This is a genomic window from Microcoleus sp. Pol11C3 (genome assembly GCF_036701485.1).
In the GTDB taxonomy this organism is placed as follows: Bacteria; Cyanobacteriota; Cyanobacteriia; order Cyanobacteriales; family Microcoleaceae; genus Microcoleus.
The window spans coordinates 375-14468 of record NZ_JAUBQW010000022.1 but is presented as its reverse complement, the minus strand read 5'-3'; the positions used below and the strand labels follow the sequence as shown (position 1 = coordinate 14468).

Annotated in this window: 14 protein-coding genes and 1 tRNA gene; 12 read left to right on the top strand and 3 right to left on the bottom strand. The window is 46.3% G+C overall.

Annotation, left to right across the window (positions count from 1 at the left end; translation table 11 throughout):
* Nucleotides 1-220: 220 nt before the first annotated feature.
* From QUA40_RS07985 to QUA40_RS07955, 7 genes are all read left to right on the top strand, one after another.
* The gene (locus QUA40_RS07985; RefSeq protein ID WP_333123719.1) at nt 221-949 is read left to right on the top strand and encodes a glycosyltransferase; all 729 of its coding nucleotides are present in this window, start codon (nt 221-223) and stop codon (nt 947-949) included.
* Nucleotides 942-1718 (top strand): polysaccharide deacetylase family protein, encoded by a 777-nt coding sequence (locus QUA40_RS07980; RefSeq protein WP_333123716.1) that lies wholly within the window; start codon nt 942-944, stop codon nt 1716-1718. The genes QUA40_RS07985 and QUA40_RS07980 overlap by 8 nt, the downstream gene beginning before the upstream one ends.
* A gap of 26 nt (nt 1719-1744) precedes the next feature.
* Nucleotides 1745-3373, top strand: coding sequence for a DUF2079 domain-containing protein (locus tag QUA40_RS07975; RefSeq protein ID WP_333123713.1), 1629 nt, complete (start codon nt 1745-1747; stop codon nt 3371-3373).
* Between the two features lie 173 nt (nt 3374-3546).
* Nucleotides 3547-4215: a DUF3318 domain-containing protein gene (locus QUA40_RS07970; protein WP_333123710.1), complete on the top strand. Its 669-nt coding sequence runs from the start codon at nt 3547-3549 to the stop codon at nt 4213-4215.
* A 376-nt stretch (nt 4216-4591) separates the two neighbouring features.
* Nucleotides 4592-5587, top strand: a complete 996-nt coding sequence (locus QUA40_RS07965) for a sugar transferase (RefSeq protein WP_333123707.1) — start codon at nt 4592-4594, stop codon at nt 5585-5587.
* Between the two features lie 547 nt (nt 5588-6134).
* Nucleotides 6135-6569, top strand: coding sequence for an ATP-binding protein (locus QUA40_RS07960; RefSeq protein WP_333123705.1), 435 nt, complete (start codon nt 6135-6137; stop codon nt 6567-6569).
* A gap of 164 nt (nt 6570-6733) precedes the next feature.
* Complete coding sequence (locus QUA40_RS07955) at nt 6734-8002, top strand: WcaI family glycosyltransferase (protein WP_333123702.1); 1269 nt, start codon at nt 6734-6736, stop codon at nt 8000-8002.
* A gap of 378 nt (nt 8003-8380) precedes the next feature.
* Here QUA40_RS07955 and QUA40_RS07950 read toward each other — a convergent pair whose 3' ends face one another.
* The 3 genes from QUA40_RS07950 to QUA40_RS07940 form a co-directional block, all read right to left on the bottom strand.
* Entirely contained in the window at nt 8381-9244 is an 864-nt protein-coding gene (locus tag QUA40_RS07950) for a DMT family transporter (RefSeq protein ID WP_333123700.1), read from the bottom strand.
* Nucleotides 9245-9274: 30 nt separating this feature from the next.
* A complete protein-coding gene (locus QUA40_RS07945; RefSeq protein WP_333123697.1) occupies nt 9275-10606 on the bottom strand; it encodes a Na+/H+ antiporter NhaC family protein in 1332 nt (443 codons plus the stop codon).
* A gap of 146 nt (nt 10607-10752) precedes the next feature.
* Nucleotides 10753-10902, bottom strand: coding sequence for a hypothetical protein (locus tag QUA40_RS07940; RefSeq protein WP_333123694.1), 150 nt, complete (start codon nt 10900-10902; stop codon nt 10753-10755).
* Between the two features lie 19 nt (nt 10903-10921).
* On the opposite strand from QUA40_RS07940, the gene yqeK reads away from it, so the two are divergent.
* The 5 genes from yqeK (at nt 10922) to QUA40_RS07915 (ending at nt 13954) form a co-directional block, all read left to right on the top strand.
* Nucleotides 10922-11557: a bis(5'-nucleosyl)-tetraphosphatase (symmetrical) YqeK gene (gene yqeK / locus QUA40_RS07935; RefSeq protein ID WP_333123691.1), complete on the top strand. Its 636-nt coding sequence runs from the start codon at nt 10922-10924 to the stop codon at nt 11555-11557.
* Between the two features lie 138 nt (nt 11558-11695).
* Nucleotides 11696-12115 carry a ribosome silencing factor gene (gene rsfS, locus QUA40_RS07930; RefSeq protein WP_333123688.1) on the top strand — a complete coding sequence of 140 codons (420 nt, stop codon included), beginning with the start codon at nt 11696-11698 and terminating at the stop codon, nt 12113-12115.
* 11 nt (nt 12116-12126) lie between these two features.
* On the top strand, nt 12127-12627 hold the full coding sequence (locus QUA40_RS07925; RefSeq protein ID WP_333123685.1) for a CGLD27 family protein: 501 nt from the start codon (nt 12127-12129) through the stop codon (nt 12625-12627).
* A 180-nt stretch (nt 12628-12807) separates the two neighbouring features.
* Complete coding sequence (locus tag QUA40_RS07920; RefSeq protein WP_333123682.1) at nt 12808-13761, top strand: asparaginase; 954 nt, start codon at nt 12808-12810, stop codon at nt 13759-13761.
* Between the two features lie 116 nt (nt 13762-13877).
* A tRNA-Met gene (locus tag QUA40_RS07915) sits at nt 13878-13954 on the top strand.
* The last annotated feature ends 140 nt before the right edge of the window (nt 13955-14094 follow it).

Sequence of the window (14094 nt, the reverse complement as noted above, 5' to 3'; positions counted from 1 at the left end):
ACCCTCCAACCCCTAAACTGCCCCCTGTTCAAAGGTTCCAAAAAGTCCAACTTCATCTTTGCACTTTCAAGGCGAAGTTGAAGTCAATTTTCTCAGCAGCAGTGAACAATACCTCTCCCCGCTCGAAATTTTATCGGTAAATTTTTATCGGTAAATTTTTTACTTGTGATTTACCTCCCGAGGTGGTACCATATTTGACCGAAAGCCATATCCCACAACCATGATGAAGATAGCGGTAATTCTGCCTGTTTACAACGAAGCAAATTGCATAGCCCAAACCTTTGACAGAATTTTAGAATTTTCTCACAAAAATCCTGCTTACAATTTTATTATTGTTAATGACGGCTCGACCGACAATACGCTGCAAATTCTCGAAAACAAACTCAAAACTTTCCCCACACATCACATCAAACTAATTTCTTACAGCAACCGTCAAGGTAAAGGATATGCCGTCAAAAAAGGCAGCGAATATGTTGACGCCGACTGCATTTGCTTCATGGATGGCGATTTAGCTTACTCCCTCGAACACCTCGAACTCTTAGTCAAAAAATTAAAAGAAGTTGATGTCGTAATTGGTTGCAGAAACCTCGACGGAGAAAACTTCCGAAATCTTACCTTACTCAGAAAAATATCAGGTAAAATATTTAACTTAATTTCGGGAAAAATTCTGAATCTACCATATAGAGATATGCAAGCCGGACTCAAAGGATTTAACAAAATACCAGCCCAAGAAATATTTAAAACACAAACACTTACTGGATTTTGTTTTGATGCAGAACTGCTTTTTTTAGCAAAAAAAAAAGGATATACAATTGCTGAAATCCCTGCCAAAGTTGGCCAGCACCACCTATACAAAAATTCTCAAGTCAATATATTTAAAGATTCCCTAAAAATGCTGCTCTGCTTATTTAAAATTAGAGCCAACGACCGCGCAGGCTACTATGAATAAATCAATCTTGGTGAGCTTTGACATAGAAGAATTTGACATCCCCGAAGAATACGGTCAACCCCTGGAATCCGACATCAAATTTGAAATTTCTAACCGAGGATTGTCAAAAATTATTGCACTTCTAGAAAAATTAGATATTACAGCCACATTTTTTGTCACAGCTAACTTTGCACTCCACAACCCAGATACAATCAGAGAAATTTCAAAACACCATGAAATCGCCTCCCACGGCTTTTACCACTCTCAATTTTGCCTAGAAGATTTACAGAAATCTAAACAAACCTTAGAACAAATAACTAATACTGAAATCACTGGATTCAGGATGGCCAGACTTCAGCCCGTTGACGACGCAGAAATAGAAAAAGCAGGCTACGAATACAACTCATCAATGAATCCAACTTACATCCCCGGCAGATACAACAACCTATCTAAACCCCGAACTGCATATTATACCAATAAACTGCTCAACCTTCCCATTTCAGTCACTCCTATGATCAGATTTCCTTTATTTTGGTTGAGCTTTAAAAACTTCCCCCTCTCAATGATAGAATTAGCAACCCAGCTAACCCTAGAAACAGACTCCTATCTGAACATCTACTTTCACCCCTGGGAATTCACAGATATTTCCCAGTTTAAATTACCCAGTTACATCAAAAAAGACTCAGGCAGCAAAATGGTTGAAAAACTAGAAAAATATCTCACCAAGCTGAAAACCCAAGGCAAATTTATTTCTATTTCCGAATTTAAGCACAACTTCAGTCAACCTTAGAGCAAATATCGGGTTCAGCAAAAACTATGAAATTTAAACCTCTCGACTACTGGAACAATCAAACAGGATTGCGTCAAGTTACAATCCTAGCCACCCTCTTTTTTATATTAGTTTTAACTTTTAGCATAATCCGCTACGAAAGCTTCTTAGCCACCTACGATCACGGTCTATTTAACCAAGTATTTTGGAATAGCATACACGGCAGATTTTTTCAAAGTTCAATGTCCTCAGCAGCCTCCAGCGCCTCGCTGATGGACAGACAACTTTCCTACCCATTTTATATCCATTTAGGCCAACACTTTGTCATTGATTTTCTAATTTGGATGCCGATTTATGCCTTATTTCCATCTCCCATTACCCTGATAGTTTTGCAAGTTACTTTAATTGCTGCAGCCGGAATAGTCCTGTATTTTTTAGCAAGACACTATCTATCTGTTCCCCTGTCGGTAATGATAGTAGCCAGCTATTACGGAGCAAATGGTGTCATCGGCCCGACCCTGGGAAATTTTTACGAACACTGCCAAATTCCTCTATTTCTATTTAGCTTGCTTCTAGCATTAGAAAAGCAGCGCTGGCCGCTATTTTGGCTGTTCGCAGTTTTAACATTAGGCACTCGCGAAGATGCGGGGATTAGCTTGTTTGGGATCGGAGCGTATTTAATTGTCAGTCGGCGCTACCCCCGCGTCGGCATAGCTTTGTGCGCTCTCAGCTTTAGCTACGTGGTGTTCATAACTAATACAATCATGCCGATTTTTTCGGCTGACAATTCCCGCTTGTACTTAGCTAATTACTTTAGGCAATTTGTTAAAACCGAGAACCCGTCAACACTAGAACTGCTTTGGGCGATTATCAGTCAACCTCAGCTCATAATAGAAGTATTTTTTAAAGATGCAAGTAAGCGAATTTTATATCTTTTAGGTCATTGGTTGCCGCTAGCATTTGTACCTACGATCGCTCCTAGCGCCTGGTTAATGACTGTTTTTCCTTTACTGGTTCTGTTGCTGCAAGTCGTTAATCAGGCCGCTACTTCTATCAACACCCGCTACACATTTGCTGTAATTCCGGGGTTATTTTACGGTACAATCCTGTGGTGGTCGCAACATCAAGATAAATTCAAACCCAGGTTCCACCGCTTCTGGATTGGGTGTATCGGTCTGTCAATACTGCTTACGTACACTTCCAATCCGAATCGAGCTTTGTATTTCATCTCTCCTTATTCTTTTCAACCTTGGGTTTATCAATCTTTGCCGGCTCAACTCGGACACGCAGCTAATGTCAAAAAAGTCTTAAGTTTGATTCCCCAAGATGCTAGCGTTTCTACAAGCGGTTATATCGTTTCCCACCTTTCGGGTCGCCGGAACATCATCCGTTTAGAAGTGATGCAGATGAAAGACGAAGAGGGAAAAGTAGTCGATGTCGATTATGCGCTGTTAGATTTGTGGCAGTTGCAGCAAAACAATTTAAAAGTTCCCGTTGACCGAGGTAGAGTTCGGGGGGGAGTGCGTTTTACCGATAAAGCTCTACGGCAAGGTTTGTACGGAATTGCTGAAGTATTGGACGGAGTTGTTTTAGTTCAAAAAGGTATAACTTCTAAGCCTGAAGTTTTGTCGGCTTGGTCGAAATTGCGGCAAGAAATCGAACCGTTGATGAAATAGTCGAAAGTCAAGGATCGAGTCGGCAGTTGCGATCGCCCCCTGAGACTAAAATCAAGTAAAATTGCAAGTATTGGTCGATCGACCCCCGTTACTCGACTAGATTTTGATTAAAGGTTTGCTATACTCCAGAAATAGACACATATTAACCTTTGGAAAATCAATAGGCCGGAGCTATGACATCCTATGCAACCTCTACAGCAAGAGCCGAGATGAGTGAGATCCGGCGCTTGAAAAATATACTGCCCCCAGAACTCCAAAGTTGGGTAACAGTAGAAAAAACTATAGAAGTTAATCCTACCCTGATCCGCAGCGAAGAAATAGGCAAAGACCAGGTAGAAATCCAAATAGACCTGATCCGCTGGGAACAGCTAGCAATGGATCAGCGCAACCTTTTATTTTGGCACGAAGTCGCTAGAATCCAAAACGACACCATCGCCAGAGACGGTTGGGAAATGGCAGCCCTCGCCATTGGTTTAGGCGGCGCCGTCGGTGAACTTTGGGTGCAAGACGGCTTACTGCTGATACTGGCCCTATCCCTGTGCGGCGTCTCGGGCTGGAGACTTTACCAAAAAAACAACGGAGAGAAAAGTTTAAAAGAAGCAGTAGACGCCGACGAAAAAGCCCTCGCCCTAGCCACCCGCTTCGGCTACACTCTCCCAAACGCCTACAAAAGCCTCGGCAGCGCCTTAAAAACATTAATCGAGCAAACCTCCAAAAAACAGCAGCGGGCCAAATACGAAGCTCGTCTCCAGGCCTTGAAACGCAACGCAGCAAAAGCCAAAGCCAAAGTCAAACCCATTACCCGCGAAACCTCCCAGTCAGAAAACGTTTACAATTCTTAACCTCATCCCCCGATGCTTGCTACAGGGGTTTTCCACTTAACGGTTAACTGTTGACTTCTGTGTTAGCTGTTAACTGTTAACTGCGGTGGCTATCCGCTGCAAGACAGGCACAAAAATTATTAACGACAAGATTAATCGGCCTGAATCCACAAAAATCTTGAAGCCGATGTAGTTAAAGTTTCGCAGCGGCTGCGTTTAAAAATCTTTGAGTCAAAACTGCGACTGGTAAACTCAAGCCTAGCGTTGCCTTTGATATCACGCTCGGCGGGCGAGTTTTAAGATCTTTTTATAAAGTTTGTATAAAGCTAGCATAAGGAGGAGCGGCTAGGACAGAATAGGCTAAAGACATCAGCTTGAAATTTGAAACTAGGACTTCATGGTCAGTCACACCCCAGAGGCAGATTTTCGGGTTACTTACTTGGACGAGATTCCCTCTGTTCACATACCCGTGCGCTTGAGCGTACTTGAAGCCGTAAACTTCAAGACAACCTGCCAGCAACTTTTCTCTGGAAGCACCCCCAGCAAAATTGTCCTAGACTTCAGTCAGACGACATTCATAGACAGTAGCGGGATCGGTGCTTTAGTCAGCAATCTGAAATTTGCCAAACAGCGCGGCAGCGACTTGGTGCTCCGGAGCCTCAAGCCACAGGTGATGGCAGTATTTGCTCTCACCAGCCTAGATCAAGTGCTGACGATCGAGCAGCCCTCTGCAACCTCAACTCCCACAGAGACCAACCCCTCGGACAATCTGCTACCGATGACCCACCCCTCAGTGCAATCGTGGCTGAAGCGGCTGATAGATATCGTTGGGGCAATAGTCGGTTTGATGATTACAGGAATTTTGCTCGTACCTATAGCCGCAGCTATCACAATCAACGATCCAGGCCCGATATTTTTCGGTCAAACCCGCTGCGGCTGGATGGGCAGAGAATTTCGGATTTGGAAATTTCGATCGATGTGTACCAACGCCGAAGCCATGAAAGCCCAAATCCAAAACCAAGCTTCTGGCGCATTTTTCAAAAATGACAACGACCCGCGGATTACCAAAGTCGGGCGCATCTTGCGCAAAACCAGTCTCGACGAACTGCCGCAGTTTTGGAACGTGCTCAAAGGCGAAATGAGTCTCGTCGGCACTAGACCGCCTACCCCAGACGAAGTTGAGCGCTACGAAGTCCCTCAGTGGCAGCGTTTGGATGTCAAACCCGGGATGACCGGGGAATGGCAAGTCAACGGTCGCTCTCAAGTCCGCGATTTTGAAGATGTCATCCGTTTAGATTTAAAATACCAACAAAACTGGAGTCTGGTGTATGACTTGACACTAATTGTTAAAACTGTAACAGTCCTGTTTAACAAAAATAGCGGCGCTGTGTAGGAGCCCTCAACAACCCACCACTGAACTTTCAGGTGCGGTTGCCGACGGGCGGCCCGAACTCGAACTCGATACTTAGTCAAGCAGACGATCGCTAGCGATAGCTACGTTAGCATTAAGTGTTAAAATTCACACGCCCAGAAAATGCACAGCTAGTTGCCAGCTCTGCAATCAGAGCATTAATAATTAGCAATTGGCGAGTTCGAGGTCATACTCGAATGATCCCAGCATGATTTTCGAGGACGAGAAGAACTCACCTGTGTTTAGAAAAGTAGCGACTGCTAACACGGTCGAAGTTTAAATCACTTCCTGGCAAGCTGACTCGGGAATTTTCCCTATTTAAACGCCCTACCGAGGCGGGTTACAGTATCGGAAGTCTCTCATTTGCTGTGCGAGTAAATGGTGCGAAAGGAATGCTCACCTTGAGGCAAAACGGGCTTCTTCAACTCAAGCTTGACTTAACTAATATGTTGCCAAGACCTTGCCCTCCTTTTTCTCTCCCTCCGCCGCTGAGTAAAGCGGTGGTGGGGGCCGACCAGGGGGAAGAAAGATGAAAGACAAGCAACCAAATGCCGAGTGGCACCTTCAGGTTGAAACAGACCTGAATGCTTTAACATCCGTTTTGGAATGGTTGGAGAATATCGTTTTGCCCATGATACCAGCCGATTTTTGGTGGCAGTGCGAGCTGATAATCACCGAAGGCTTTACAAACGTTGTCCGCCACGCTCACCAGAACCTGCCCCAAGCGACGCTGATAGACCTTGAGGTAAAAGTGTTTGCCGATTACTTAGAAATTAGGATTTGGGACAGGGGTCAACCCTTCAAATTAGAAGCAAAGCTGCACTCGATCATGCAAGAGCAGCACGATCCGAAGAGTGAAGGAGGAAGGGGACTGTTGTTCATGTACAAGCTCACAGACGAGCTTCGGTATATCCGTACCGACGATCTCCGCAACTGCCTGGTAATGCGCAAAAACATTACATGAGGGCGCGATACCCGCCCGGTCACGGCGGCTTCTTTCGCAAGGAGTGGAAGATCCTAACGTCGCCCCCTGTTTTGCTACCGGGAACCCAACCACATCCTCTGCAATTCTGCGGGTGCAGGCTCGATGTACGCGGCGGCCGGACAGTTTGCTTCAAAATAAATATTATGCGTATTCTAATTTATTCCTATAACTATTATCCAGAGCCGATCGGCATTGCCCCCCTGATGACAGAACTAGCGCAAGGCCTAGTCAAACGCGGTCACCAAGTCCGAGTAGTCACAGGAATGCCCAACTATCCCCAGCGCCGGATTTATCCGCAATATCAGGGCAAATTGTACCTCACCGAAGAACACAACGGCGTCACAATTCAGCGCAGCTATCTGCGCGTCAACGGCCCCCACCCCAGCCTCCTAGACCGACTTTTGCTAGACGGCAGTTTTGTCGTCTCCAGCGCCGTCCAAGCCTTCAGCGGCTGGCGTCCCGACGTGATTTTCTCGACAATGCCCCCTTTACCGATTTGCGTCCCAGTCGCCTTTTACGGCTGGATTCGCGCTTGCCCGATCGTCCTCAACGTTCAGGATATCGTCTCAGAAGCAGCCGTGCGCGTCGGTTTGGTCAAAAAAAACGGACTGCTAGTTCGCATTGCTGACGCCCTAGAAAAATTGGCCTACAGCACAGCCAGCCAAGTCAGCGTCATCGACAGCGGTTTTATCAAAAAATTGCACTCTCAGGGAGTACCCCCGGAAAAAATAGTTTGCCTTCCCAATTGGGTAGATGTCAATTTCATTCGGCCCTTACCCAAGGAAAGTAACTCATTTCGAGAAACTCACAAACTCAAGGGCAAATTTGTCGTTCTCTACGCTGGCAATATTGCCCTCACTCAAGGCTTGCAAACAGTTGTCCAAGCAGCCGCTCGTTTGAAACATATACCCGAAATCGCTTTTGTAATTGTGGGGGAATCAACAGCACTCGCCCGCTTGCAACAAGATTGCGAAACTTACAAAGCTAATAATGTAATGTTGCTGCCATTTGAACCGCGAGAAAAATTGCCGGAATTGTTAGCTGCTGCTGACGTTAGTTTAGTAGTACAAAAGCGCCGCGTTACTAACTTCAATATGCCTTCAAAGATTCAAGTAATTCTCGCCAGCGGTCGGGCAATTTTGGCGTCGGTTCCCGAAACTGGTACCGCCCAGAAAGCAGTGCAGCAAAGCGGTGGTGGGGTGGTGGTAGCGCCGGAAGATCCGCAGGCTTTGGCTGAGGCTGTTGAGGATTTGTACCTGCACCCTGCTAAGGTGGATGTGTTGGGTCAGCAAGGCAGAAATTATGCTGTGGAGAATTACGGATTTGAGGAAGCTTTGAATCATTATGAAGCTTTATTTGCCGCGGTGGCAGCGAGTCATGCTGAGAAAATATTGGCACCGCTGCCAAAGTAATCAGATAATTAGGTTATTGAACACTAACAATTATCTGTTGCTTGGTCAGCCCTAGACGCACTCGGACTCCTAGGGGCAGTTTTATCCTCTCCAGCCTCGTGTTTTAGCGAATATACGGGCTGCAACCAAGTATTTTGGTAAAAAAGGCGGTTTCTGCCTACCCGTGCCTCCACGGCTGATTTAGCACAAAAAGAGGCGATCGCACCCAACGAGAATTAGAGCAGTTGCGGACTCAATTGCGATCGGCTGGAATTGAACCGGAATTGTAAGCGAAATCTTGACGGGGCGGTGACTGATGTCATGTCCAGTTAAATCATTATCATTAAGTTTGTAGTAACGCAAGTTTTCAAATCCCGTCCATTGTTGATCGCCATAATTTCATTGTGACTCAGTGCGGTTAGTAATAATAATGCCGCAGACGATCGCCAATGTACTAAAAATATGCACCAACGAAATCGCTTCACCCAGAAACAGCCACGCAGCAATGCCGCTAAAAACCGGAATCAGGTAATAGATTAAGGCCGTGCGGTTCGGGCCAATGAAGGCGATCGCCTGATTCCAGGCTAGAAACGCCACCACAGACGACAGAACCCCCACATAAAGTAGCGCCAGGGCGATCGAAGGATTGAACGCCACAGGGTGATAAATCCAACATTCCAGCGCATAGAAGGGCGATAAAAACAGCAGCCCCAAGCTAAAAGTGCATAAAGTGAAGGTTGTCATCCGCAGGTTGGGCGGCTTGCGCTTTACCAGCATCGTGTAGCCAGCAAAGATGATAGATGCCAACAGCATATACAAATCGCCGATCGCAAAAGAAATGCTCAGCAGCCTCTCTAATGAGCCTCCCGCGATTAACAGTACAACACCGCTGACTGCGATCGCCATACCTGCGGCGCGGGTTAACGAGATAGTTTCTCCGTAAAAGATACGGGACATGAGTACAATAAAAACCGGAGAAGAAGTGGCAATTAACGCCATGTTCACCGCTAAGGTTGTGTGACCGGCAACGTAGATTAAAGTATTAAAAGCAGTCACGCCTAACAGTGCCGATACAGTTAAGTAAGGGAGATTTTTTTTAATCATTTTCCAGTCATAAATAGCCGTGTGCACCGTGAAGGGAGCCAAAGTGGCCACAGCAATTGCCCATCGCCAGAAAGCTAAACCCACCGGCAAAATATCCTGATTTAAAGCTCTAGCAACGATGAAGTTGCCAGCCCAAATAACCGTCGCAACTACTGCCATAAAATAACCGATTGACCTTCTATTATTCATTTAGTTAGGTGAATTTATATGAGGTGGTTTAGCCATTTTCATTTGAATCAAGTTAAATAAGGGAATGAGATACAAATAAAAGGCATAAGGGATAAAACCTGAATTAACGCCCAAGACAGTTGCAGGAACTAATCCGGCAATATTCCAAGGAATTAAGGGAGAAATTACAACAGCGGTATTTTCCAAATCTACGGCAAGTTGATCGTCATCTAATCCCTGTTTTCGGTATTTTTCCTCAACTAACTGATGTGTCAGGAGGATGGCGATCGTTTGGGTGCAGCCAAAGGCGGCTGATAAAATGCTGAGGACTGTTGTTCCCAAAAACAAATCGCCTCTCGATCGAGCTTTGTTGAGATACACTTCAATAAATTCAAGCGTTCTCGTTCCTGCAAAAAGACCGGCAAATGCTGTCGATACAATCACAACTGTGGAAACTTTGACCATCGACAAAATGCCTCCTCCCGCCACAATATTTTTTAAACTAGAAGTTGGTTCTAGCTTAAATCCGGCGATCGCGAATTGCAGAACTTCGAGCGGCGAATAACCTTGGACGAAAATCGCGATCGCACTTCCGGCAATTATACTAACAGCCATTGCAATTTTGACTTCAACTCGCAACACACAAAGAATTAAAATTGTCAAGGCTGGCAGCAAAGTTATCGAGTTGAGATTGAAGGCTTTGCCAATTTCAAAAGCCAGGGTGCTGCCAGCAAGTTCAACGGGATTTGCCAAGGATAAAATTAAATACAATATGCTGGAAACTATCAGCGGGTAGAAAGCTGTTACCGCCATGTTTTTGAGGTTCGTATAAATTTCTGTGCGGGTAATGGCGGCAATCAAATTAGCGCTAGAAGACATTGGAGAACACCGATCGCCAAAATAAGCTCCCGCAACAATTGCCCCCGCAACCATATTGGGATTGACACCGCTGCCCCTTGCCGCGATCGTTAATGCGATACCGATCGTGCTCGCAGTCCCAAAGGAAGTTCCCAGCAGCACAGAAACAATGCTAGTTAAGATAAACGCCGAAAATATAAAATACTGAGGGCTAATCAATTTAATTCCCCAATACACGAGAACCGGAACCGTCCCCGCAGCCATCCAGACAGCCATGACTGCACCGATTAAAAGTAAAATACCGATTACTGAAAAAGACTTTTGACTTCCAGTCACAGCCATTTTGATTAAGCTTTTTAGTTGAAATCCTCTGTGTAAAAAAATAGTAATAAAAATTCCCATAGAAGCAAGCAGCGGATAAAGGACAAAATAACCTTTGATGGCACTAACTAAAAGTAGAAAAAATGAGAGAATTACAAAAAATAGCAAGTCCATTAGACTATTTGTTCGGGTAGGGATAGTTTTGAAGAGACTTGAATTGCCAGCATTCGCAAATAATCATGAAAAGCATCTGCGTTAATCTGCGTTAATCTGCGGTTTAAAAAAGTGTATCCAAGATTTCTGCGATTCAAGTCTAATATTTAAGCAGTTACCAGAAAAGATAACGTATCTCCCAAAAAGCCGATCGCCCCCTTCGCCCCCTTCACCCCAATCATCCCAAATATCACCACAACCCTGCGTGCGCGACACAACAGCCGATCGAAACAAAACGCTAAAATACTAGATATCACACAATTTCGGAGTTAATACTTGGCACTTGCACCCACGCGCGAAAACGTCCTAGCTTGGCTCTCACACCGCGTTCCTGCTGCCCGCATCACACATATCCTCGGAGTCGAACAAACAGCAGGTGACTTGGCTCGCCATTACGGCCTCGACGAAGCAAAAGCCCGATCGGCCGGTTTGTTGCACGATTTGGCAAAATACTTCAAACCTCAACTGCTGCTGCAAATGGCCCAGAAGGAAGGTTTAGAGTTAGACTCAGTGTTGGAAGCACACCCGCATTTGCTGCACGCAGACGCGAGCGCGATCGTAGCTAGAGACGAATTCGGGGTGGTCGATCGAGAAATTTTGGACGCCATCGCCAATCACACCCTCGGCAGACCAAACATGAGTCAGCTCAGTTGTACCGTATTCATAGCAGATACCGTAGAGCCGAGCCGTGGCAACACAGCCGAACTAGAAGCACTGCGCGAGGCAAGCTTGCAAAATCTTTATGCAGCCGTGTGGCAAACTAGCGATTATTCTCTTAAATATTTGCTAGAAACTCGCTGCTACATCCACCCCCGCACTGTACTTACGCGGAATTGGGCGCTGCAAATGGCTCGCGACTCGCAGGAAACAGGAAATTCGACGGAGAAGTCGATCGAACAAATCACAAGTTAAAAGTAAAATTTATCAGCAATCCTGTCCTTACTTTTGGCTTCAACCTAACTCCTATTTCCCGTCTCAAACTGCCAACAACCGAAAGCGAATAGCGCACCCATTCTTCCTTACAGTATCAATTAGGAAATTAAACACTTAATGTCAGATCTAACTCAACTCGAATACTCCAGGGCCCAGTCTACAGCAACGGGCGACACCTCCTCAGACGAAGCCCGCGGCCTGATCATGACCGTTGCCCAAGCAGCCGATGACCGCAAAGCAGTAGATATTGTATTGCTCCGAGTGGCCGAAGTATGCTATTTGGCAGACTACTTTGCGATCGTCACCGGATTTTCCAACGTGCAGGTACGAGCCATCTCCCAAGCGATAGCAGACCAAGTGGAAGAAGAGTGGCAGCGCTTGCCACTGCGTACACAAGGCCTATCAGACGCTAGTTGGGTCGTCATGGACTACGGCGACGCGATCATTCACATTTTGAAGCCTCAAGAGCGGGAGTTCTACAATTTAGAAGCGTTCTGGGGACACGCCGAACGCATTGACTTTTCCCCCGCGCCGTGAGGAGGGCTAATGTGAAAAACGTTTCTGCTTCTATTTGTCCGGTTCCGCAAGAACAGCGACCGATCAATGAATACCAAGAACTTAAAGAATCCTGGTTTTTTAGCTGGGTAACACTCAATTGGCCCGGATACCTGGCAAAACTAGCTTGGGTGTGGGCTTGGAGTTGCTTGGTATCGGGGCCGATAGCTGCTTCTAGCTTTGCTCCTGTCAAGTATCCAGCTCAGTTTGTCCTGTGCGGTGCCGCAGGTGCCAGTTTTATTCTAGGATTAGCTTTGCTGCGACTCTACTTGGGTTGGTTTTACGTGCGATCGCGCCTTTCAAATCCCACGGTCGTCTACGAAGAGTCTGGCTGGTACGATTGTCAATCTTGGCCTAAAACTCCCGAAGTTTTGCTTCAAGACCAGTTGATAGTCAACTACCAACTAGAACCAATTCTCAGGCGTCTGCGGCAGACATTTTATGCTTTGACAGTGTTGCTGGTTGCCGGGGGACTAACTTGGAGTTGTTTGTAATCGGGAATGGAAGGGAGTTTTGAGTTTTGAGATTGCCGCGCACAGCCAACAACACACACGGAGTGCATGAGTGAGAAACGATCACAGAAAGATTAACTTTATAACTCTTAACTGGCAGCTCGCAACTCATAACTTCCTCAACCTCAATCTAAAATCTAAAATCTAAAATCTAAAATTGATATGACAAGGGGAAAACGAACCCAAGCTCCCGAACTGGAAGTCACACTGCTACGCGAAGGTATTGTGGAATCGAAGCACCGCGCCCAGGCGGCTGTCTGCGACAAGCGCGGGCGCGTTCTGTCTGTTGCCGGTAACTCGGAAACGGCCTCATTTGTCCGTTCTTCACTCAAGCCGTTTCAAGCTTTGGCGGTGACGGGGACTGGCACTTTAGAACGCTACGAATTGACCGATCGAGATTTAGCGATTATTTGCAGTTCCCATCAAGGTACGATCGAGCAATCGCGCCAGGTATTTAACGTCCTGTGGCGCTGCGACATTGACCCCTCTAAACTTCAATGCCCCATTCCCGAAGGCAAAAAGAGCGCCCTGCAATACAACTGTTCCGGCAAACACGCCGGAATGCTAGCTGTCTGCCAGCAACTGCACTGGCCTCTGGACACTTATTTACGCCGCAAACATCCTGTCCAGCAGCTTATTTTGGGCAAAGTGGCTGACTTGCTGGCAATGCCTGCCGAAGAGTTTATCAGCGCTCGTGACGACTGCGGCGCTCCTACCTATCTGTTGCAATTGGGGCAAATGGCGTCTTTGTACGCTAAGTTGGCCTCTGGCGACAATGTGGAGATGGAGCGGATTGTCCGCGCTATGACTCATCACCCGATGATGGTTGCCGGTGAGGGCAAATTTGACACGGAACTGATGCGTTTGACTCAAGGAGAATTGGTGAGCAAGTCGGGCGCCGAAGGGGTGCAGTGCATTGGCCGCGTTGGCGAAGGCATGGGCTTGGCAATTAAGGTGACGGATGGAGGAAAGCGTGCTCAATTTGCTGTGGCGATTCACTTGCTCAAGCAGTTGGGGTGGATTACTCCGACGATCGCCGAAACTCTTTCGGAAACTTACCTCACTCTCAGTGACTTCAAGCGCTTGGAGGTAATCGGGGAAGTTTCGATGCTTTAGGGCGATCGAGACTCTGAGCCGATTTCAGCAACCCCTCCCACAATCTAAAAAGTTTTTTTGATTGTGGGGTTGCTATTTTCAGAAAGATATGTTTATATTAGAAAGAGACAAAGCGACGCGGGATAGAGCAGCCTGGTAGCTCGTCGGGCTCATAACCCGAAGGTCAGTGGTTCAAATCCACTTCCCGCCACCAAATTCAAGCGAACCCTGTAATTGTTAAGGTTTCAGGGTTTTGTTTTTGGAAACCACTAGAGATAGACAAAGCGACGCGGGATAGAGCAGCCTGGTAGCTCGTCGGGCTCATAACCCGAAGGTCAGTGGTTCAAATCCACT